Below are 21,103 nucleotides of genomic sequence, written 5' to 3'. Positions count from 1 at the left end.
CCTCCGGGCGAAAATGATAAAATCGAGTCTCCAAACTCCACCCATGACCCGACCCACCGCCCCCAAAGGTACCCGCGACATCGTCGGCGAAGAATTGACCCGTTTTCGCCTGGTCGAAGACGCGGCCCGCCGTCTCTTCGGCCTTCACGGTTTTCAGGAAATCCGCCCCCCCGTGTTTGAATCCCGGGACTTGTTTTCCCGGTCCGTGGGCGAAACCTCGGACATCGTCGAGAAAGAAATGTTTTCCTTCGAGGACCGGGGGGGCCGTTCCCTGGCGCTCCGGCCCGAAGGCACGGCGGGCGTCGTGCGCGCCTTCCTTGAACACGGTTTCGATCAGAACCCCCGGTTCCAAAAGCTTTTTTATATGGGCCCGATGTTTCGGGCGGAGCGGCCCCAGGCCGGGCGCTACCGGGAGTTTTGGCAGGTGGGCGCCGAATCCTTCGGGAATTTGTCGCCCTGGGCGGACGCGGAAATGATGTTTTTGGCCCACGGCGTGCTTCACGCCGCGGGCGTGGACGTGGCCAAACTGCGGTTCCACGTGAACACCCTGGGCGACGCCCAATGCCGGCCGGCCCACCGGGCCGCCCTCACGGACTATTTGTTGGGGCGGCGGGACACCCTCTGCGAACATTGCCAACGCCGGTTGGAGAAAAACCCCCTGCGGGTCCTGGACTGCAAAGTGGACGGGCCGACCCTGACCGACGCGCCCCCAATGGCCGATTTCCTTTGCGCCCCCTGCCGCGCCTACGACGAGGACCTTCAAAACGTGTTGGCCGAACACCAACGACGCCACGGGGATTTTGTGTTCGTGAAAGACCCCGCGATCGTCCGGGGGTTGGATTACTACGTGCGGACGGTGTTTGAAATCAAATCCACCGATTTGGGCGCCCAGGACGCGGTGGGCGCGGGGGGCCGTTACGACGGGTTGGTGAAGCAGTTGGGCGGCCCCGACTTGCCCGGCGTGGGGTTCGCCCTGGGGCTGGACCGCTCGGCCAAATTGATTCGGGCGGAGAAACTGGACGAGATCCAAACCAAGCGCGTGTTCTTCGCTTTCGACAAGGACGGCGCGAGCGTCGAACCCTGGGCCGCGACGCTCCTGGAAGCCGCCCGGGAGGCCGTGGACGCCCGGCCGAACGTCCGTCGATGGGAGTTCGATTTTGGGTCGCGGCATCAAAGTCTGAACGGCCAGCTTCGGCGGGCCAATTCCTGGGGGGCCGACTGGGTGGTGTTTTGCCGGGTGGAAAACGGCCGCCCCGACGTGGCCATCAAATTCATGCGCGACGCCGGCGGACGCCAGGACGCCGCGCCGGCCTCGCCGAACGAATTTCAAAAAGCTTTTTCTAAAATCATCGAGGAGTCCTCCCCGGTCCAATGAAACGAACAACCTACTGCGGTCTCGTCACCAAGAAATGGGAAGGCCAAAAAGTCACCTTGAACGGCTGGGTGCACAACCGGCGGGACCACGGCGGAGTTATCTTTGTCGATTTGCGGGACCGGGAAGGGCTCGTGCAGCTGGTGTTCCACCCCGAACAGAAGGCGATTTTCGCGGCGGGGGAAGCCCTTCGCGGCGAAGCGGTGGTGGAAGTGGTCGGCACCGTGCGGCTCCGGCCGGCGGGAACCGTGAACCCGAATTTGTCCACCGGAGAAATCGAGGTGTGGGTGGAAGCCGTGGAGGTGTTGAACGTCAGCCGTACGCCGCCCTTTGAGATCTCCGAACACAGCAACGCGAGCGAAGACGTCCGCCTGCAGTACCGTTACCTCGATCTTCGTCGGCCGCCCCTGCAAAAGAATTTGATCCTTCGGCACAAAGTTACCCAGACGGTGCGCGACGTCCTGGCGAATCAGGGGTTCCTGGAACTGGAGACGCCCTTTTTAACCAAGTCGACGCCCGAGGGCGCCCGGGACTTTTTGGTGCCGTCCCGTTTAAACGCGGGCACCTTCTACGCGCTCCCCCAGTCGCCCCAGCTTTTCAAACAGTTGTTCATGGTGTCCGGGTTCGACCGCTATTACCAAATCGCCCGCTGTTTTCGCGACGAGGACCTGCGCGCCGACCGCCAACCGGAATTCACCCAGATCGATTTGGAAATGTCTTTCATCGATGTGGACGACGTGATCGGCCTGGTGGAAACCCTGCTGAAAGCGGTTTTTAAAGCCGCCCTGGGCAAGGACATCCCAACCCCCTTCCCCCGGCTTTCCTACGACGAAGCCATGCGGCGCTTCGGCTCCGACAAGCCGGATTTGCGCTTCGGCATGGAAATCCAGGACGTCTCTTCGGTGTTCGCCGAAACCAAATTCCAGGTGTTCGCCAACGCGTTGAAAAGCGGCGGCGTGGTCCGGGCCCTTTGCCTTCCCGGCGGCGCGGCCATGTCCCGGACGGAAATCGACAAGCTGACCGACTGGGTCAAAACCTTCGGCGCCCGGGGTCTGGCCTGGCTCAAAATGACGGACAAGGGCCCCGAGTCGTCCATCGCCAAATTCATGTCGGAAAAAGAATTGGCGGATTTGCCCAAGGCCGTGGGCGCCAAGACCGGCGACATCGTGCTCTTTGGCGCGGGCCCGGCGGCGGACGTTTCGGCCTATCTGGGCCCCCTGCGGGTGGAATTGGCCCGGCGGGCCGGGTGGACCAAAACCGAGGGCGTGTTCCAATTCCTCTGGGTCGTGGACTTTCCGCTCTTCGAATACAGCGCCGAGGACAAGAAGTGGAACGCCGTCCACCACCCCTTCACCCGGCCGGCGCCCGAAAACGAAAAAGCCCTATTGGAAGGCGGGGCGCCCGCCGAACAGTTGTCGGCGTTCCGTTCCCGGGCCTACGACATCGTGCTGAACGGCACCGAGATCGGCGGCGGAAGCCTTCGAATCCACCAAACGGCCCTGCAGTCCAAAATCTTCGAAATCCTCGGAATTTCCGGGGAATCGGCCCGGGCCAAGTTCGGCTTTTTGCTGGACGCCCTGGATTTCGGCGCTCCGCCCCATGGCGGCTTGGCGCTGGGGTTGGACCGCCTGGTGGCGCTTCTGACGGGGGAAGATTCCATCCGGGACGTCATCGCTTTTCCCAAAACCCAGCGGGGGGCGGACCCCATGAGCGGGGCGCCCTCGACCGTGGACGAGGCCCAGCTGCTGAAAGAGCTTTCCCTGCGCATCGCCCGCGCTCCGGAACCCAAAAAAGCATGATCGGTTTCCGTTGACAAGGCCCGGTCCGGGGGATACACTTGAAAGCGGTTCATTGCGCATGCTCGACACCCTTTTGGGACTGACTCGAACGACTTCTTGGACGAACCCCGATCCGTCGCCCTCCGCGGGCGGCCGACGGGGTTCTGTTGTTTTGGGGGGGCGCTCCCCGTGGTGACCCGACGCCTGGCCCTGGCGGACCAGGAGGAGGCCATCCTCCTCTTCGGCCAACACGACAAGAACCTTCGGGAGCTGGAGCGCCGCTTCACCGTCCAGATTTTTGTGCGCCCCTCGGAGAGGGCCAACGAGGCCGGGTTGACCCTGGCCGTGCGCGGCCGTCCGAAGCCCGTGGACCAGGCCCTGGCGACTCTGGAGGAAATGCGGCGCACCGCCGTCCGCTCCAAACAGAAAGGAGCCCGCGTTGAATCCGTCGAGGTCCCCCTGCCGGGCCTGCCCCCGAACAAATACCCGCCGGATTCCGTTTACGTCACGGTGACCGGGGCGGCCATCCGGCCCCAAACCCCGTCCCAGCAGGCCTACGTCAAAGCCATTCAGGACAACGACATGGTCTTCGCCGTCGGTCCCGCCGGAACCGGCAAAACCTATTTGGCCGTCGCCTGCGCCATCGCGGCCTTGGAAAGCGGCCGGGTCAACCGGATCGTCCTCACCCGCCCGGTGGTGGAGGCGGGGGAAAAACTCGGATTTTTGCCGGGGGACTTTTACGAAAAAGTGCATCCCTACTTGAAGCCCCTCTACGACGCCTTCCACAACATGGTGGGCGCGGACCGCTTCCGCCAGTTGCGGGAGGACGAGACCATCGAGATCATTCCCCTGGCCTACATGCGCGGCCGCACCTTGGACGAAGCCTTCGCTATTTTGGACGAGGCCCAAAACACCACCCCCGAGCAGATGAAGATGTTTTTGACCCGCATGGGAAACGGCTCCCGCATGGTCATCACGGGCGACGTGACGCAAATCGATTTGGACAAAAAACTGACCTCCGGCCTCGTGCAAATTCAGGACGTCCTGCGGGGCGTCGAGGGCATCGATTTTGTGCGTTTCTCCGAAGTGGACGTGGTGCGGCACCCCCTGGTTAAGAAGATCATCCGAGCTTTCGACGCCTGGGACGAGCGGGGCCGGACCCCGCCCCCGGGGGCCGAGCGCCCGGCCGTTTAAACCGCCCCTTTCCCATGAGCCACCTGTTCACCCAATTCGTCAGCCACACGTTGCGCCCGTTCCTTCTTCGGCTCCTGCGTTGGACCGAGCGGTCGGGGCCCCTGTCGGCGCCGCGGTCTTCCATTTTCCTTCACCGGGAAATCCATGTCCCGGTGTGGGCCGTGGGGGCGACCGTGTGGGCCATGCTGTCCGCGGTGCTGTTTCTGGAGATCGGCCCGGGGTGGTCCCAGGCGCTGGCCGTGTTGATTCTTTCGACGGCGTTGATCGCCCTGTTTTCCCTTTACCTTCGTTTCGATCATCCCGACTTGGCCCAGGACGAGGACGCGGTGGCCTTTTTGGGCGTGTTAATTGTCGGCAGCGTCTTGGGCATGGAATTGTGGTTCGACGCGGCCCAACATTTTCCCTGGATCTCGCCCTTCGGTTTCCCGCTGCCGCTGGTGGGGTTGTTGGCCGCGATCCTCCTCCACCCCCGGCTGGCCGTGATTTCAACGGTGGTGTTGAGTTTGGTGTTCGGCATTTTAAACGGGTTTTCGCTGGAGTCGGCGTTGGTCGCCTGCTTCGGCGGCATGGCCGGGGTTTCCCGGGCCCTGCGGGTTCGCACCCGGGGGGACATCACCCGGTCGGGCCTGTGGGTGGCCATCGGCGGAGCGGCGGCCGTCGCGATGTTGGCCATGATGGAAGGTTGGTCCGGGGCCCGCACGTTGTTCGCCGTCAAATGGGTGGCCGTCGGAAGCGCCCTGTCCACGTTGTTGACTCTCGGCCTTTTGCCGTATATGGAACTGTTTTTTTCCCGGCTGTCCAACATTCGCCTCCTGGAACTTTCCGACGTCAATCATCCGTTGTTGAAGCGATTGAGCCTGGAAGCGCCCGGCACGTTTCACCATTCGCTCATCATGGCGTCCCTGGCCCAGGCGGCGGCGGAACGCATCGGGGCCAACGCGCTTCTCTGCCGGGTCGGGGCCTATTTTCACGACATCGGCAAACTGGCCAAGCCGGAATACTTTGTCGAGAACCAAGGCGCCCTGGGCAACCCCCACGAGTTGCTGCCGCCGAACATGTCCCGGATTGTGATTCAATCCCACGTGAAAGACGGGTTGGCTCTGGCCCAGCGACACAATTTGGACCGGACGCTCATGGATTTCATCACCATGCACCACGGCACCTCCCGCATCGAGTATTTCTACCGCCGAGCCATTGAACGCGCCGGCGCCGAGGACGTGGACGAGGACCTTTACCGCTACCCCGGTCCGCGCCCCCTGACCCGGGAAACCGCCATCGTTATGCTCGCCGATTCGGTGGAAGCCTCCACCCGCACCGTGGAAAACCCGACGCACCAGCGCCTGGCGGACCACGTCGCCCGCATCGTGGAATCCAAAATCGGGGACGGTCAATTCGACCACGTGCCTCTGACTCTGGCGGAAATCCAGCAGGTCAAAGACAGTTTTGTGAACACCTTGGTCGGCGTTTACCACACCCGGATTCGCTACCCCACGTCCCAGGAAACCGACGTGGAGATGCGCGCCGCGGCCCCGGTTTCCAAAAAGTGAACATCGTTTGTTCCGCCCTGGGCGCCCGGCGTCCCGCCGCCGAAGCCCAAGCGGTTCAAGGCGCCCGGGCGGCCCTTCGCCACGGCCGCGTTCGGGGCGGGGAACTTCAAATCGTTTGGACCACCCGCGCGCGCCTGCGGGTTCTCAACCGCCGGTTCCGCCGAAAAAACCGATTCACCGATGTCATCGCCTTCCGTTACCCCGCGGAGCGCGGCCGCTCCCCGTTCGAGGCCCCGCCCGCCGGCGCGCCCTTCGGCGACCTGTACATCGCCACGGACCAGGCCCGCTTGAACGCCCGGCGGTTCGGGTCCACCTGGGACGAGGAAATCGTGCGCCTGGCGACCCACGGCACCCTCCATTTGCTGGGGTACACCGACTACGAGCCCGCCCCCCGGGCCCGCATGTGGGCCGTCCAGGAGCCCATCGTCCGCCGGGTCATGGGCGTCCGGCCCCGCTGAACCGCCCGTGCTGTTGATACAACTCATGGTTTTGGCCGTGTTGCTGGCCGCCTCCGCTTTTTTTTCCATGGCGGAATCGGCCATCACGGCGCTCTCGGCCCTGCGTATGAAACGCCTGGCGCTTTTGGCGCCGACGCTTCGGACCTATTTCCACGATTGGCTCTCCCATCCCCACCGCCTCCTATCGGTCCTCATGCTCGGCAACAACTTCGTCAATTTCGGTTTCTCGAGTTTGGCCGCGGTCGCGGCCCTGCCGCTGTACGCCCGCTGGCCGCGCCCGGCGGTCAACCTGGCCGTGTGGCTTGTGGTCACCGCGTTTCTGTTGGTGGGGGGGGAAATCGTCCCCAAAATTATCGGCCGGGCCTACCGGGAACGGGTGGCCGAAATCACCCTGCCCCTCCTGAGCCGGTTGACCCGCGCCCTGTACATCGTCTGGGGACCCCTGGGGTGGGTGATTCAACGGTTCGCCCCGACGCTCAATCGCGCGCCGGTCAATCCGCTCACCGTTGTGAGTCTCGAGGAACTGCACCACGCGGTGGACGAGTCCCGGGCCGCGGGGCAGATCCCGGCGGAATCCACGGAAATGTTCCAGCGCGCCCTGGCCTTTTCCCAAAAGACCGTCCGAGACGTGGCCCAGCCGTCTGACCGCATGGACACCCTGGACCTGAAAATTCTGGATCGACCGGGCGGCGCCGAGCGGTTCATGGACTTGCTGGTGGAAACCGGACGCTCGCGGGTCCCCATCACGGCGGGAGGGGACGTCGTGGGCTACCTGCGCACCCTCGAATTTTTTAAGAGCGTTCGGGGCGTCGCCGCGCCGGACATTCCCTCCTTGGTCAAACCCCTCACCCGGGTGCCCCCGGACCGCAAGGCGGCCGAAACCTTGGACGAATTTCGCCGGACGGGCGAGGCCATCGCCCTCGTCCAATCCCCTGGCCAACCGCCCATGGGCCTGGTGACGTTGGAAGACATTCTGGAGGAAATCGTCGGGGACATCCTGGACGAGTTTGATTTGGAAGAGCGGGGGGGCACGCCGTGACGCTCTTGGGCGCGAAACTTCTTTTGGGGCTTTTTTTGACGGTGCTCTCCGCGGGATTCTCCCTGGCCGAGACGTCCTTCATGAGCCTCTCCCGCCAGCAATTGGCGCGCCTGGCCGTGGCCCATCCGGGGCGTCTCGATTTCTGGCGCCGGGATCCGGACCGGGCCCTGGCCGTCCTTCTTCTTTTGAACAATTTGGTCAACGCCGGGCTGGGCGTTCTTTCCGTGTCCATGGCCCTGGCGGCGGCGGAAGGCTTGGGCATTCCCTTCGCCTGGGGCGGGGTGGTGTTCCCCGCGGCGGCGGGCCTGTGGCTGGTGGTCTTCGGCGAAATTCTTCCCAAAGTGGCGGCCCGGCTTCAGGCCGAACGATTGGCCCTGGCCCTGGCCCCGGCCCTGGAGGTTTTTTCCGACGTTTTCGGCCCGTTGATGCAGGGTCTTTTGACGCGGACCGGCGGACTCCTGTCGTGGTTGTCCCGCACGGTGCGCAAAGAACGGCGCCACTGGGACGCCGCCTTGATCCGCGCCCTGCTGGACCGGGCGCCGGCCGCCCACCCGGTGCGGGAACTGTTGAACAACGTGATCGGGTTCGGTTCGGTGCCGGTCAAGGCGGTCATGGTGCCCCGGGAGGAAATCACCGCCGCGGACCTTTCCGCCGGAAAAACGGCGCTCATCGAGCGCGTGTTGGCCAGCGGGTATTCCCGGGTGCCGGTTTTCCGGGGTTCGCTTGACAGCGTGGAGGGAATGGTTTACGCTAAAGACTTCCTCGCCGAATGGCGGAGCGAATCCCTGATTGCGTTGGACGATTTGGTGCGGCCCGTGTTGCGGGTGCCGGAGGCGACGCCCCTGGCCCAATTGTTGCGGGTCTTCCGGCAGGGCCATCATCACCTGGCCCTGGTCACCGGCGCCGACGGACGCCTGTCGGGCCTGGTGACCCTTCAGGACACGCTCGAAGCCATCGTTGGCGAAATCGCCAAGGAACGATCGACCAAGCCCAGCGCCCCGTCCCCGTCATGAGCTCCCTTCAACCCTCCGCCCTCTTTATTCCCGAAATCAAGGAACTGTTGCGCCGCAAGGAATACCGCGAACTCAAAGCCGACTTGATGGAAATCAATCCCGCCGATCTGGCCGAGGGGTGGGCCCGGTTGGCGCCCTTCGAGCGGATCGTGACCTTCAAGCTCCTGCCCATCGTGCGGGCCTGCGAACTGTTCGAAGAATTGGACGCGGACCAGCAAATGCAATTGCTCTCGGCCCTGGAATTCAACGCCCTGGGGCCCGTGCTGGAGGAAATGGGGCCCGAGGCCGCGGCGGCGCTTTTCCACCGGCTGCCGGAGCGTTCCCTTCGCCGCATGATCACCCTCGTTCGCCGGTCCCAGACCGCCCGCCCGGATCCGGAGCGCGTTTTCCCGCCCAACACCGCCGGCTCCCTCATGCACACCGATTCCCTGACGCTGGGTCCGAAATTGACCGCCCAGCAGGCCCTGGATTTGGTCCGGTCCGTGAGCCGCCTCCACCGCATGAGCGACTTGAACGTGATTTACGTGGTGGACGACCAGGGCCGCCTCATGGGCGTGGTGACGCCCCGGGCGCTCATCGCGGCGCCCCGGGACATGCGCATGTCCCAACTCATGGGGCCCGTGCAATTGATCAAAGTGCGCGCGGACATGGACCAGGAGGTCGCGGCCCAGGTCTTCTCCAAATACAAATTGATGGCCGCCCCGGTGGTGGATCAGGACAACCGGCTGCTCGGCGTTTTGACCGTGGACGACATCCTCCACGTCATCAGCCAGGAAGCCACCGAGGACATCGCCAAAATGGCCGGTACCACGGCCGAGGAATTGGAGGAGGCCAGCCCCGGCCGCATCGCCCGCCTTCGCATGCCGTGGCTGATCACCACGTGCCTGGCCGAAGTGGTCGTGAGCGCCATCGTCCGGGGGTTTGAAGCGACCTTGGCCCAGGCCGTGGCCCTCGCCAGTTTCATGCCGCTCATCGCCGCCATGGGGGGGAACGTGGGCACCCAGTCGTCGACCCTGTGCGTGCGCGGCTTGGCCACGGGCCACGTGCAACCGGGCGATTGGAAGAAGATGGCCCGGCGGGAGTTTTTGGCGGGGCTCTACATGGGCGCCGGCTACGGCCTGGCCGTGGCGGCCGTGGCCTACGTGACCTACCACGGGCGGTTCGGTTTCGCCTTTCCCGTCGTTGTTTTTACCGGCGTCCTTTTTTCCATGACCATCGCCTCGACCATGGGGGCCATCGAGCCCTTCATCCTTCACAGTTTTAAAATGGACCCCGCGGTGGCCGTGGGGCCCCTGGTGAGCACCATGACGGATTTGATGAGCGTCACGGCCTACCTGACCCTGGCCACGATCGCGCTGTCGGCGGGCTGGCTGGTGCGTTGACGTGTACGTCAACGTCGCGGCCGTCGTCCTCGCGGCGGAACCGGCCTCCGAAACCGACAAGCGCCTGACGCTGTTTACCCGGGAAAAAGGCCGGCTGTTCGCCCGGGCCGCCGGGGCCCGTCGACCCGGCGCCAAATTGGCCGCGGCCACCGAACCCGCCTCGTTGTCCCGTTTTCGATTGTGGCTCCCGGAGGGCGGCGCCTCGGCCCGGGTCACGGGGGGCGGGCTGGACGTGGGCCTTCCGGTCCTTCGACGGGACTGGGCCCGGGGCACCTCGGCCCTTTTTGTGTGCGAGTGGACGGAGCGCTTTACCCCCTTGCTTCAGGCCCACCCGGAAAAATTCGATTTGCTGTCCCGGTCCCTGGCGGCCCTGGAACGGGAAGAGCCCGTCGTGGTGCGCCTCGCTTTCCTGATTCAATTCATCGCCCTCTCCGGTTACGGCGACGCGGCGCGGGCGGCCCGGGTGACGGGGTTGGAGGACGGGACGGCCGCGGCGTTGGATCGCTGGGATTTCGCCGGACCGTTGGCGGCGGCCCCCGGCGTCGAACGGGCCGCCTGGGCCGAAGAACAATTGGTAAAATCCCAGGCGCCCCTGCTTCACCGGCCGCTCAAAAGTTTGGTTCATCAACGGGTCCTCGGCCGCTATTTGGCCAAGCATCAAATTCCCACGGAGGTCGCGCGGTGACGTTTCAAGAAATCATTTTGGCGCTCCACAAGTTTTGGTCCAAAAAGGGGTGCCTCCTCTGGCAGCCCTACGACATCGAAAAAGGCGCCGGCACCTTCAACCCCGCGACGTTTTTGCGCTGCCTGGGCCCCAAACCCTGGGCCGCGGCGTACGTGGAACCGTCCCGACGTCCGACGGACGGGCGCTACGGCGAGAACCCCAACCGCCTTCAGCACTATTATCAGTACCAAGTACTGTTCAAGCCCGCTCCCTCGGATATCCAGGAGAGCTACCTGGCCTCCCTGGCGGCCATCGGGATCGATCCCAAACGCCACGACATCCGTTTTGTGGAGGACGACTGGGAATCGCCGACCCTGGGCGCCTGGGGCCTCGGGTGGGAAGTGTGGCTGGACGGAATGGAAATCACGCAATTCACCTATTTCCAGCAGGTGGGGGGCATCGACTTGAATCCGATTTCGGTCGAAATCACCTACGGGTTGGAGCGGCTGGCCATGTATTCCCAAAAAAAGAACAGCGTGTTCGACGTGCTCTGGACCCCCACGGTGCGCTACGGGGACGTGCATTTGAACGATGAAAAACAGTTTTCCCAATACAATTTTGAAGAAGCCGACGTGCCCACCCTTCGTCGGCATTTTGACGATTGGGAAGCCGAGGCCCGCCGCTTGTTGGACAAGAAACTGGTCTTGCCGGCCTACGACGCCGTGATGAAATGTTCCCACCTGTTTAATTTGTTGGACGCCCGCCGGGCGATCTCGGTCACCGAGCGCGTCACCTACATCGGCCGGGTACGCGCCTTGGCCCGCCGCGTCGCCGAAGGATACGTCGAGACCCTGGCCGGCCGGGAAGAGGTGCCCGCGTGAAAGACCTTCTGTTCGAAATCGGCACCGAAGAAATTCCCGCCCGCTTTCTTCCCGACGCCTTTCGGGCCTTGGAGACCGGGGCGCGCGCCTCCCTGGCCGCGGCCGGCCTGTCGTTCGAAGCCGTGAACGTGTTCGGCACGCCCCGCCGACTGGCCGTTTTGGTGGAACGTTTGGCCGACCGGGCCGAGGACCGCGTCCAGGAGGCCCTCGGTCCCGCCGTGGCTCAGGCGAAGGACGCCGCCGGCGCTTGGACCCCCGCCGCCCTGGGGTTCGCCCGCTCCCAGGGACTGGCCGCCGATCAATTGACGGTGAAAGACACCGACCGGGGACCGCGCCTCTTGGCCGTGAAAAAAATTCCGGGGGGAACGGCCGATAAATTGTTGCCGACGCTTTTGGCCGATTGGGTGGCCCGGCTGTCTTTTCCCAAGAGCATGGTGTGGGAAGCCGGCCGCACCGCCTTCGCCCGGCCCATCCGTTGGCTGGTCGCCCTCCACGGGTCCAAGGTCGTGCCGGTGACCGTGGCCGGCGTCAAATCGGGCAAGAAAACCCGGGGGCTTCGTTTTCACGCCCGAAAGCCCTTCGACGTGACCGCCCCGGCGAAATACCCCGCGCTGTTGCGGGACCACTGCGTCATCGTGGATCCGGCCGAACGGCGGGAATTGATCGTCAAACAGATTCGTCACGCCGTCAAAACCGTCCACGGCCACGTGCCCGTGGAGCGCTTTGGGGACCTGTTGACCGAAGTGACCGGCTTGGTCGAACACCCGGTGGCCATCGTGGGCGGGTTCGACGCAAAATACCTCGCCTTGCCCGTCGAGGTGCTGGTCACCTCCATGAAAAAGCACCAGAAATATTTTCCCGTGTTCAAAGACGCCGCCGCCACGGAACTCCTTCCCCTGTTTGTGGGGATCCGCAACGGGTTGTCGGACCACCAGTCCGTCGTTCGGGAAGGGTACGAGCGGGTGTTGGCGGCCCGTTTGGCCGACGCGGCGTTTTTCTTCGGGCAGGACCGCAAGCGCCCCTTGGCCGACCGCGTGGTGGACTTGGCGGGCATCGCGTTCCTGTCGCCCAAACTCCATCTGAAAGACAAAACGGACCGAGTGGTCGTGTTGTTGGATTTGATCGCCGGGCGGTTGGGGCTCGGTCCCGACGCCGTCGCGGAAACCCGTCGCGTCGCCTTGTTGTCCAAGGCGGACTTGACCACCGGTATGGTCGGCGAATTCCCCGAATTGCAGGGCGTAATGGGGCGGATCTACGCGGCGGTCGACGGGGAGACGCCCGCGGTCAGCGCCGGGGTGGAGGAGCAGTATTGGCCGCTCACCGCCGAAGGCCCGTTGCCGTCCTCGGAAACGGCGGCCCTCGTTTCCGTGGCCGACAAAATCGACACCTTGGCGGGCAATTTCGCGATCGGAAAAATCCCGTCGGGTTCCCAAGACCCCTACGGCCTTCGACGGGCGGCGGTGGGCGTGCTTCGAATTTTGGAGGAGCGGCGCTGGGCGCTGTCCCTCACGGATTTGATCCGGGACGCCGTTCGCGGCCTTCCGGACTTTTTGGGGGAAAAGCCGGCCGCCGAAAAAGCGTTGGGGGAGTTTTTCCGTCAGCGCTGGGCGGCCTTGGCCGAGGCGCGGGGGGAACGTTTCGACGAAGTCGACGCCGTGACGGCCGTGGGGTTCCACGACGTGGCCGACGCGCGCCGGCGGTTGGACGCCCTGCGGGCCATCCGGCAACACCCGGATTTCGAACCGTTGTCGGCGGCGTTCAAACGCGCCACCAATCTCTTGAAGCAGGCCGAAAAAAAAGGGGAGGCCCCCGGGGACGCCGCCCTTCAAACCGAGGCGTTGACCCTTCCGGCCGAAAAAGATTTGCTGGAAGGTTTTCGCACCGCGTCGGACCGGGTGGCGGACGCCCAGGGCCGGGGCGATTTCGCGGGGGCGTTCGGCCATTTGGTGGCGCTCCGCGCGCCCGTGGACGCTTTTTTTACCCAGGTCATCGTCATGGATCCGAACGTGGACCTTCGGCGAAATCGGCTCAAATTGCTGTCGATGGTCCGGGCGTGTTTTGATCGATTGGCGGACCTCTCGCGCCTTCAGGACGTGCGCGCCCCCGCCAAATGATTTGGGCGGGATTGGTCGGGGCGGCCGTCCTTTTGTGGATGATGGCGCGGCTTTTTCGGCCCGCGGTGCGGGCCGCGGAGGCCCCGGTCTTCGTCCTCGAAAAGCCCCCGTTGCCGCGGGAGTTGGCCCCCGTCGCCGCGCGCTTGGACCGTTGGCGCGAGGAAGGGCGGCTCTCCCGGGCGGATTTTGAACGCTTGGACTCCCTGATTCGGGAGGACGCCGCCTCCGGGGCGCCTTCCCACCGAAGCCCTTGACAGTCCTCCCTTTTTGGATTATAAAGAAACCGTTGCTACAATATAGAGGGATGTTGCCTTTCATCTGGCCCGCCGAGAACGTTCCCAGACGATGACCCTGCTTTCAGGAGGCTTTATGAATCGTGTCGCCAAACTTTTCGTTTTCCTCGCGGCCGCTTTGTCTTTTGCCGGAATTCGGGCGGTGGCGGAGGAGACCGGAGCGCCGGCGGAAGCCCCCGCCACGGAAGCCTCCGCGGCGGCTCCCGCGGACGGCACGACGGTGACGCCGGCGGACGGCGCGGCCGAGGAACCGGCCGCCGAAGCGGCGGCGCCCGACGCGGCCATCGACGGGACCTACAAGATCGTCAAAGGCGACACCCTGTGGAACCTCGCCAACACGTATTTGAAAGACCCCTTCCTGTGGACCAAGATTTGGGAAGCCAATAAAGCGACGATCACCAATCCCGACCTGATTTATCCCGATCAACAGGTGGTCATCCCGTCCGTGTCGGCCGCGCAAATGATGGCCGAAACGCCGGCCGCGCCTCCGGCGGAGAAATCCCCGGCGGCCGACGCCGGGCCCGTCGCGGAGACGGCGTCGACGACGGTCCAGCCCGTGGAAGAAGCCGCGGCCCCGGACACCCCGGACGCGCTGCCCGCCCCGGCCGAAAACCCCAAACCCATCGCCGCCGCTCCGGAACCCGAACCCGAGCCCGAACCCGTTGAGGAAGCGCCCGCGCCCGCCCCGATTAAAAGAGGGAGCGTGCCCGGCGCCGGCTTTATGGGCGGCGTGTCGGACACCTTTGTCGCCGGTCCCGATTGGGAATACGACGGGTACATTTTGCGCGACCGCGAGCAGAAAATGATGATTTCCCAGGGCGATGTGGTTTTCTTGAACGTTGGCGCCGCGTCCGGCGTCCAGCCCCGGATGATCGGATACATTTACCGGTTGGGCAAGAAAATCCGCGATCCCTTTCTGAAAAAACAGACGGGGAAGATGTTGAAGCGGGTCGGAACCGTCATGGTGACCAGCCAAGTCAACGACGAGGGATGCACCGCCGTCATCACCAACAGCCTGGAGCCGATTCGCGTCGGCGACCTGGTGAAGTTCGCGGCGAATTGATCGCGGTCGGGAATTGACCTACCGACATCTTCTTCAGCTGGCCTTTTTTATTATCCTCGGATTTTTGGGGTGGGACCGCGCCATTTCCAACGACGGGTTGGTTCACTTCATCGATCGACACCCGGCCACGTGGCGTGCGGATCGGGTCCTTTTAGTTGTCGGCGGTTTTCACGAACTTTTCAATCGGGATCAGCGCGCTTTGGAAATTTATCAGCGCGTTTTGGAAAATTATCCGGATTCGGCGAGCGCCGAAGGCGCCCTGTTCGGCGCGGCGTCGTGCTTGGAGCGATTGCGGCGCTGGCGCGAAGCGATCGCCATGTATCAGACGTGCTTGGACAAATACCCGCAGGGCCGTTTTTCCAAATCGGTCAACAACAATCTTCAAATTTTAAGATCCAGATAATTCCGTTGGTGTCACCCGCTCGCCCGAAAACCGGCGGAACGGGTTTTTTTATTCGGCCCCGGGGGGGGACGTGACCTTTCCAACCGACGAAACCGAAGCCCGGCTTCTTCTCAGCCTTCACCCCAAAATCGGGCCCGTTCGGTTCGGCCATCTGTTGGGTTGTTTCCCTTCCGCGGCGGCGGCTCTGGCGGCCCCGGTCGAGGCCTGGGAAGCGGTCGAAGGTTTCGGGTCCGCCTCGCGCGATTTTCGAAAGGATTTGGCGGCTCTCCGTCCGGCGATGGAAAAGGAGCTTGCCGCCGTTCGGGGGTCGGGGTTTAAAGTGATTTCGGGCGCGGACTCGAATTATCCGGCCGCTTTCCGATTCCTGCGGGACGCGCCCCCCGTGCTTTACCTTTGGGGGACGCTCCGTCCCCGGGACGAGTTGGCGGTGGCGTTGGTGGGCAGTCGCACCGCGTCGCCCTACGGGCGCGCGGTGGCCGAACGCCTGGCCCGGGAGTTGGCCGAGGCGGGCGTGACCGTGGTCAGCGGTTTGGCCCGCGGCGTCGACGCGGCCGCCCACGCGGCGGCTCTGTCGTCCCACGGCCGCACGGTGGGCGTTTTGGGAAGCGGGTTTTCCCGGTTTTACCCCCCGGAAAACCGCCGGCTGGCGGAACGGATGGCGGCGAGCGGGGCGGTCCTCACGGAGTTTTCTCTGGAATCGCCGCCGGAGGCCACTCATTTTCCGCGCCGCAACCGCCTGATCGCGGCGCTGGCCCTGGGCGTCGTGGTGGTGGAAGCCCGGGAAAAGAGCGGCGCGCTTATCACCGCGCGGTTGGCGGCCGATCAGGGCAAGGACGTTTTTGCGGTCCCCGGGTCCGTCTTTTCCCCGGGAAGCCGGGGGCCCCACCGTTTGCTTCGGGAAGGCGCGCGTCCGGCGGAGTCCGCGGAAGATATTTTAGAGGAAATCCGCGCTCTGTCGGAGTTGATGCGCACTCCTCGTCCGGCGCCGGCCGGCGAACCGGAAGGTCCGGGCGATCTGGCCCCCGGCGCCCGGCGGCTTCTGGCGGCATTGGCGGTGGAACCCGTCGGGATCGACGCGCTGGCCGCCCGGACGGGCCTGGCGCCGGCCGAGGTCGCCACGGGGTTGCTGCGCTTGGAATTATCGGGATGGGCCCGGGAATTGCCGGGAAAAAATTACGTGCGAACGGAACGGGCGTTGCCCGCCGTTCCATCCAAAAAGGATCTTTCATGGCCAAATCCCTCTTGATCGTCGAGTCGCCGACCAAGGAAAAAACCATCGGCAAAATGCTGGGCAAGGGCTTCGTCATCCGCAGTTCCTACGGGCATATCCGCGACCTCCCGTCCAAGGAACTGGGCGTCGATCCCGCGAATAATTTTAAACCCTCCTACGTGATATTGCCGAAGGCCAAGAAAATTCTTCCCGAGTTGATCCGCCTGGCCAAGGCGGCCGACAAGGTTTACCTCGCCACCGACTACGACCGCGAGGGCGAAGCCATCGCCTGGCACTTGACCCACGCCTTGAAGTTGGATCTGGCGCGGACCAAGCGGATCACTTTTCACGAAATCACGAAGGAAGCCCTCCAGGACGCGGTGAAGCACCCCCGGGACATCGACGACGCGTTGGTCAACGCGCAGGTCGCCCGGCGGGTGTTGGACCGGCTCGTGGGGTATCGCCTGTCGCCCCTGTTGTGGAAAAAAATCCGGCGCGGACTTTCCGCCGGGCGGGTCCAATCCGTGGCGGTTCGCCTCATCTGCGCCCGGGAAGAGGAAATCGAGAAATTCAAGGCCGAGGAATACTGGACCCTCACGGCGCTTCTGGAGAAATCCGGACAGGCCTTCGCGGCCGGATTGTTCGCCGAAGGCGAAACCAAGTTCACCAAATTTTCTTTCCGTTCCAAGGACCCGTTGGACACGGTGCTGGAGAAACTTCGGGGCGCGACGTACGTCGTCAAATCCGTCGAACCCAAGGAGCGCCGCCGGTCGCCGACCCCGCCTTTTACGACGGCCAGCCTGCAGCAGGATTCGTCCCGGCGGCTTCATTTCTCGGCGTCCCGCACCATGGTGGTGGCTCAGCAATTGTACGAAGGCATCGAAGTCAAAGCCGGCGAAGGGGCCGAGGGTCTCATCACCTACATGCGCACCGATTCGGTCAACGTGGCGAAAGAGGCGCAGAAGGAAGCGGTGGCCTTTATCGAGGAACGCTACGGCAAGGACCATCTTCCGCCCCGCCCGCGGGTTTACAAAACCAAAGCGAAGGGCGCCCAGGAAGCCCACGAGGCCATCCGCCCCACCAAGCCCTCGCGCACGCCCGAATCCGTCCGTTCCTTCCTGGAGCCGGACCAGTTCCGCCTCTACGAATTGATTTGGCAGCGCTTCATGGCCAGCCAGATGGCCGACGCTCTTTTCGACACCATGACGGTGGACATCGCCGCGGCGTCGTACCTTTTCCGCGCCACGGGCCACGCGTTGAAGTTTCCGGGGTTTTTGGCCGTCTACGGCGAAGTGGCGGACGAGGACGCGAAAAAGGACGCCGACGAGGAGAGCAAAACGCTGCCGCCGCTCAAGGCCGGGGACCGGGTGGACCTGAAGGAATTGAAGCCCGAACAACATTTCACGGAGCCGCCCCCGCGGTTCAACGAAGCCAGCCTCGTGCGGGTCTTGGAAGAGCACGGGATCGGCCGCCCGTCCACCTACGCCCCCATCATCCACACGATCGTCGACCGGGGCTACGTGCGATTGGAGGACCGCCGCTTCTACCCCACCGAACTGGGGCGGACGGTGGACGTTCAATTGTGCGCCCACTTCCCGGAAATCGTCAACGTGGATTTCACGGCCAAGATCGAAGAAAAGTTGGACCAAATCGCCGAAAACACCGCCGTTTGGACCGACGTCCTGCGGGAGTTTTACACGCCCTTCGAACGGGACCTGGCCAAAGCCGAAACCGGCATGGCCCGGGTGGAAATCAAACCCACGCCGACGAACGAAAAATGCCCGAAATGCGGATCCCCCATGGGGTTGCGGGAAAACCGATTCGGCCGCTACCTGGCGTGTTCCGAGTACCCGACGTGCAAGAGCACGATCCCGGTGGACCGGAACCTGAAGAAAATCGTTCCCGAGGAAACCGGCGAGGTCTGTCCGAACTGCGGCAAACCCATGGTGATGCGTCAGGGGCGGAGTTTCGGCCGGCCCTCCCGGTATTTGGCCTGCACCGGGTATCCCGCCTGCAAAACGACTTTCTCCGTCGACAAAAACGGGCAGAAAATCATTCGCCCCAAACCCGAAATGACGGATCAAAAATGTCAGAAGTGCGGGAAAGCCATGTTGAAGCGCGTGGGCGCCCGGGGGCCGTTCCTCGCGTGTTCGGGGTTCCCCCGTTGCCGCAACATCAAGCCCGTCGCCCCGGCCGCGCCGCCGGCCTGATGGGAATCGACGAAGCCCTTCGTCGCTACTGGCTCTATTTGAGGGGGGAAAAGGGCCTTTCCCCCGCCACCCTCCGCGCCTATCGATCCGACTTGTCCGACCTCGAGGCCCACGCCCGTCGGAATTGGGCCGGCCTTCCCGTCGATCAGTGGACCCGTTCCCGTCTCCGCCCCTTTTTGGCCGCCTGGGGGGAGCGCCCCTACCGCCGTTCCACCCTCCTTCGAAAATACAACGCCCTCGGCGCGTTTTTCCGTTATTTGAAGACCGCCGGAATCCTCCGGGAGAATCCCTTGGACGGAATCCCCCGACCGCGGCGGGAACGCCGCGTTCCCACTTTTTTAAGCGCCCCTGAAATGGACCGACTGCTGGCCCTTCGTTGGGAAGGCCCGTCCCCCGCCCGGGGTCGGGCGATTCTGGAGCTCCTGTATTCGTCCGGGTTGCGGGTGTCGGAATTGACGGGGTTGGACACGACGCACGTGGACATCTGGGCCGGCACCGTGCGGGTCTTCGGCAAAGGGTCCCGGGAGCGCGTGGTTCCCGTGGGGGAACGGGCGCTGGCCGCTTTGCGGGAATACGCGCGAGAACGCGGGTTGGCCTGGGGCGACCGGGCGGCGGCCCGCGGGACGCCGCTCTTCGTGAACGCCCGGGGCGGACGATTGAGTTCCCGTTCGGTGGGCGCGTTGGTCTCCGCCTGGGCCCGGTGCGCGGCCATCGAGCGGCGCGTTCATCCCCACGTCCTCCGCCACTCTTTCGCCACCCACCTCTTGGACCGCGGGTGCGATTTGCGTTCCGTGCAGGAAATGTTGGGCCACAAAAATTTATCCACCACGCAAATCTACACCCACGTCACCACCGCCCGTCTTCGCCAAGTGTACGACCGGGCGCACCCCCGCTCCGCCTAATCCGCTCCCCGCGTTTCCGTTCCGTCGGGCGGCCGACCGCCGCCCGGACCGAATCCCCGCTCCGTAAAAAAAGCTTGACAAATTCCATCGCGGTATTTATAGTTGTCCCAGCGGTGGGGAATTGTGGTGAGTTGTGGCTTAGTGTGTGGAAAAGTGGAGAGTGCGGCAAATGTTTCTGGGCGGCGAATACCGGCACGGATTGGACGAGAAACGCCGCCTGGCCCTCCCGGCCCGGCTCCGCCAGAACGTTCGACGGTTTGTGCTGACGCGGGGACTCGAAGGCTGCCTGTCCCTTTACACGGAGGCCGAATGGAAAAAACTCCTGTCGAAACTGGACGCGCTGCCCGTTTCCAACAAAGCGCACGCGCGCGCCTTCAAGCGGCTTTTGATTTCGGGGGCGACCTTGTCGGACGTGGATGGACAGGGGCGCCTCTTGGTCCCCGAATCGTTGGGGCGATACGCCGGCATCACCCGCAACGTGACGGTGGTGGGTATGGAATCACGGATCGAACTTTGGTCCTCGGAGCGTTGGGAACAATATAGGCGGAACGCGGAGAAGAGCGCCGCCAAAATCGCCGCCGAAATCGATTTGTAGGGCCCGCGTCCGGTGGACGGGGAAGGTTCTTTGAACGAAGGCCGGGGCCATGTCCCCGTGATGGTTTCGGAAGTCGTGGCGGGATTGAACGTACGCCCGGGCGGTCTGTACGTTGATTTGACGGTGGGCTTGGGCGGCCACGCGGCGGTTCTCGCCGAGGCGGTGGGTCCGACGGGGCGCGTGATCGGTTTGGACCAGGACCCGGCGGCGCTGGCGCGGGCCACCGAGCGGCTGAGCCTCTGGGCGGACCGGGTCCGTTTGGCGGCCGGGAATTTTGAGCGATTTGATGAGATACTGGCCCTTCAACCAGCGTCGGTGGACGGGATCCTGGCGGATCTGGGGGTGTCCTCGCTGCAACTCGACGAGGCGTCCCGGGGGTTCGGTTTCTCGCGGGAAGGCCCTCTCGATATGCGCATGGGGCCCACCGGGGAAACGGCGCTCGAGTATCTGAAACGGGTGGACCCCGAGGAGTTGGAAGGGGTCCTGCGGGAGGCGGGGGAAGAGCGGTTTGCCCGCAAACTGGTCGCGCGGCTCAAGGAGCACGCCCACGGCTGGAGCACCACGAAAGATTTGGCGGACGCTGTTTGCCGTTGGATTCCGCGGCGCGGTCGAAGCCACCCCGCCACGCGGGTGTTTTTGGCCCTGCGCATGGCGGTGAACCGGGAAATGCCGCGGCTTCGAGAAATGCTCGGACGCGCTCCGGGGGTTCTCAAACCGGGCGGACGATTGGCGGTGATCACGTTTCACTCCACGGAAGACCGGGTCGTGAAGCGCTACGGCAAGGACCAGTGGCGGGAAGGTCCCCTTCGGGCGGTCAACAAGAAAGTGTTGGTCGCTTCCCGGGACGAACAGCGGGGAAACCCCCGCAGTCGAAGCGCAAAGCTTCGGGTGTTTGAGAAAATTTAGGCCCTGCTCGAGGGCCGGCGGCGGGCGCGCCGAGCTGTCGCGTTCACCGTTGGGGCGCGGGCGACGTTTTGGGGCCAGG

19 protein-coding genes are annotated in these 21,103 nt (G+C 64.2%); all 19 read left to right on the top strand.

Annotated elements, in window-relative coordinates:
• Positions 1–43: 43 nt before the first annotated feature.
• The 19 genes from IPP68_06120 to rsmH all read left to right on the top strand — a co-directional run bounded on the left by IPP68_06120 (position 44) and on the right by rsmH (position 21,024).
• Entirely contained in the window at positions 44–1,375 is a 1,332-nt protein-coding gene (locus tag IPP68_06120; protein MBL0349933.1) for a histidine--tRNA ligase, read from the top strand.
• Positions 1,372–3,171 (top strand): aspartate--tRNA ligase, encoded by a 1,800-nt coding sequence (gene aspS, locus IPP68_06115; protein ID MBL0349932.1) that lies wholly within the window; start codon positions 1,372–1,374, stop codon positions 3,169–3,171. Before IPP68_06120 ends, aspS begins: the two co-directional genes overlap by 4 nt.
• 168 nt (positions 3,172–3,339) lie before the next feature.
• Positions 3,340–4,344, top strand: coding sequence for a PhoH family protein (locus IPP68_06110; GenBank protein ID MBL0349931.1), 1,005 nt, complete (start codon positions 3,340–3,342; stop codon positions 4,342–4,344).
• 14 nt (positions 4,345–4,358) lie between these two features.
• On the top strand, positions 4,359–5,891 hold the full coding sequence (locus IPP68_06105; protein MBL0349930.1) for an HDIG domain-containing protein: 1,533 nt from the start codon (positions 4,359–4,361) through the stop codon (positions 5,889–5,891).
• Positions 5,888–6,349, top strand: a complete 462-nt coding sequence (gene ybeY, locus IPP68_06100) for an rRNA maturation RNase YbeY (GenBank protein MBL0349929.1) — start codon at positions 5,888–5,890, stop codon at positions 6,347–6,349. The genes IPP68_06105 and ybeY overlap by 4 nt, the downstream gene beginning before the upstream one ends.
• Positions 6,350–6,356: 7 nt before the next feature.
• Complete coding sequence (locus tag IPP68_06095; GenBank protein ID MBL0349928.1) at positions 6,357–7,388, top strand: DUF21 domain-containing protein; 1,032 nt, start codon at positions 6,357–6,359, stop codon at positions 7,386–7,388.
• On the top strand, positions 7,385–8,401 hold the full coding sequence (locus IPP68_06090) for a DUF21 domain-containing protein (protein MBL0349927.1): 1,017 nt from the start codon (positions 7,385–7,387) through the stop codon (positions 8,399–8,401). Before IPP68_06095 ends, IPP68_06090 begins: the two co-directional genes overlap by 4 nt.
• Complete coding sequence (gene mgtE, locus IPP68_06085) at positions 8,398–9,783, top strand: magnesium transporter (GenBank protein MBL0349926.1); 1,386 nt, start codon at positions 8,398–8,400, stop codon at positions 9,781–9,783. Before IPP68_06090 ends, mgtE begins: the two co-directional genes overlap by 4 nt.
• Before the next feature lies 1 nt (position 9,784).
• Positions 9,785–10,468 carry a DNA repair protein RecO gene (gene recO, locus IPP68_06080; protein MBL0349925.1) on the top strand — a complete coding sequence of 228 codons (684 nt, stop codon included), beginning with the start codon at positions 9,785–9,787 and terminating at the stop codon, positions 10,466–10,468.
• A complete protein-coding gene (locus IPP68_06075) occupies positions 10,465–11,328 on the top strand; it encodes a glycine--tRNA ligase subunit alpha (protein MBL0349924.1) in 864 nt (287 codons plus the stop codon). The genes recO and IPP68_06075 overlap by 4 nt, the downstream gene beginning before the upstream one ends.
• Entirely contained in the window at positions 11,325–13,442 is a 2,118-nt protein-coding gene (locus tag IPP68_06070) for a glycine--tRNA ligase subunit beta (protein ID MBL0349923.1), read from the top strand. The genes IPP68_06075 and IPP68_06070 overlap by 4 nt, the downstream gene beginning before the upstream one ends.
• A complete protein-coding gene (locus IPP68_06065) occupies positions 13,439–13,696 on the top strand; it encodes a hypothetical protein (protein MBL0349922.1) in 258 nt (85 codons plus the stop codon). The genes IPP68_06070 and IPP68_06065 overlap by 4 nt, the downstream gene beginning before the upstream one ends.
• A gap of 115 nt (positions 13,697–13,811) precedes the next feature.
• The gene (locus IPP68_06060) at positions 13,812–14,798 is read left to right on the top strand and encodes a LysM peptidoglycan-binding domain-containing protein (protein MBL0349921.1); all 987 of its coding nucleotides are present in this window, start codon (positions 13,812–13,814) and stop codon (positions 14,796–14,798) included.
• Positions 14,799–14,811: 13 nt separating this feature from the next.
• A complete protein-coding gene (locus tag IPP68_06055; protein ID MBL0349920.1) occupies positions 14,812–15,201 on the top strand; it encodes a tetratricopeptide repeat protein in 390 nt (129 codons plus the stop codon).
• A gap of 70 nt (positions 15,202–15,271) precedes the next feature.
• Positions 15,272–16,447: a DNA-protecting protein DprA gene (gene dprA, locus IPP68_06050; GenBank protein MBL0349919.1), complete on the top strand. Its 1,176-nt coding sequence runs from the start codon at positions 15,272–15,274 to the stop codon at positions 16,445–16,447.
• Positions 16,429–18,621: a type I DNA topoisomerase gene (gene topA / locus IPP68_06045; protein MBL0349918.1), complete on the top strand. Its 2,193-nt coding sequence runs from the start codon at positions 16,429–16,431 to the stop codon at positions 18,619–18,621. The genes dprA and topA overlap by 19 nt, the downstream gene beginning before the upstream one ends.
• Positions 18,576–19,523 carry a tyrosine-type recombinase/integrase gene (locus IPP68_06040; protein ID MBL0349917.1) on the top strand — a complete coding sequence of 316 codons (948 nt, stop codon included), beginning with the start codon at positions 18,576–18,578 and terminating at the stop codon, positions 19,521–19,523. Before topA ends, IPP68_06040 begins: the two co-directional genes overlap by 46 nt.
• 169 nt (positions 19,524–19,692) lie before the next feature.
• Positions 19,693–20,118 (top strand): division/cell wall cluster transcriptional repressor MraZ, encoded by a 426-nt coding sequence (mraZ, locus tag IPP68_06035; protein ID MBL0349916.1) that lies wholly within the window; start codon positions 19,693–19,695, stop codon positions 20,116–20,118.
• A 30-nt stretch (positions 20,119–20,148) separates the two neighbouring features.
• Positions 20,149–21,024, top strand: a complete 876-nt coding sequence (gene rsmH / locus IPP68_06030; GenBank protein MBL0349915.1) for a 16S rRNA (cytosine(1402)-N(4))-methyltransferase RsmH — start codon at positions 20,149–20,151, stop codon at positions 21,022–21,024.
• The last annotated feature ends 79 nt before the right edge of the window (positions 21,025–21,103 follow it).

This window comes from Elusimicrobiota bacterium (assembly GCA_016722575.1).
Lineage (GTDB): Bacteria > Elusimicrobiota > Elusimicrobia > FEN-1173 > FEN-1173 > JADKIY01.
This window is presented reverse-complemented; position numbering and strand designations above follow the sequence as displayed.

Coding starts and splice junctions, on each gene's coding strand:
- topA (MBL0349918.1), top strand. CDS start 16,429: ATGGCCAAATCCCTCTTGATCGTCGAGTCGCCGACCAAGGAAAAAACC.
- IPP68_06120 (MBL0349933.1), top strand. CDS start 44: ATGACCCGACCCACCGCCCCCAAAGGTACCCGCGACATCGTCGGCGAA.
- mgtE (MBL0349926.1), top strand. CDS start 8,398: ATGAGCTCCCTTCAACCCTCCGCCCTCTTTATTCCCGAAATCAAGGAA.
- mraZ (MBL0349916.1), top strand. CDS start 19,693: ATGTTTCTGGGCGGCGAATACCGGCACGGATTGGACGAGAAACGCCGC.
- aspS (MBL0349932.1), top strand. CDS start 1,372: ATGAAACGAACAACCTACTGCGGTCTCGTCACCAAGAAATGGGAAGGC.
- IPP68_06065 (MBL0349922.1), top strand. CDS start 13,439: ATGATTTGGGCGGGATTGGTCGGGGCGGCCGTCCTTTTGTGGATGATG.
- IPP68_06060 (MBL0349921.1), top strand. CDS start 13,812: ATGAATCGTGTCGCCAAACTTTTCGTTTTCCTCGCGGCCGCTTTGTCT.
- IPP68_06105 (MBL0349930.1), top strand. CDS start 4,359: ATGAGCCACCTGTTCACCCAATTCGTCAGCCACACGTTGCGCCCGTTC.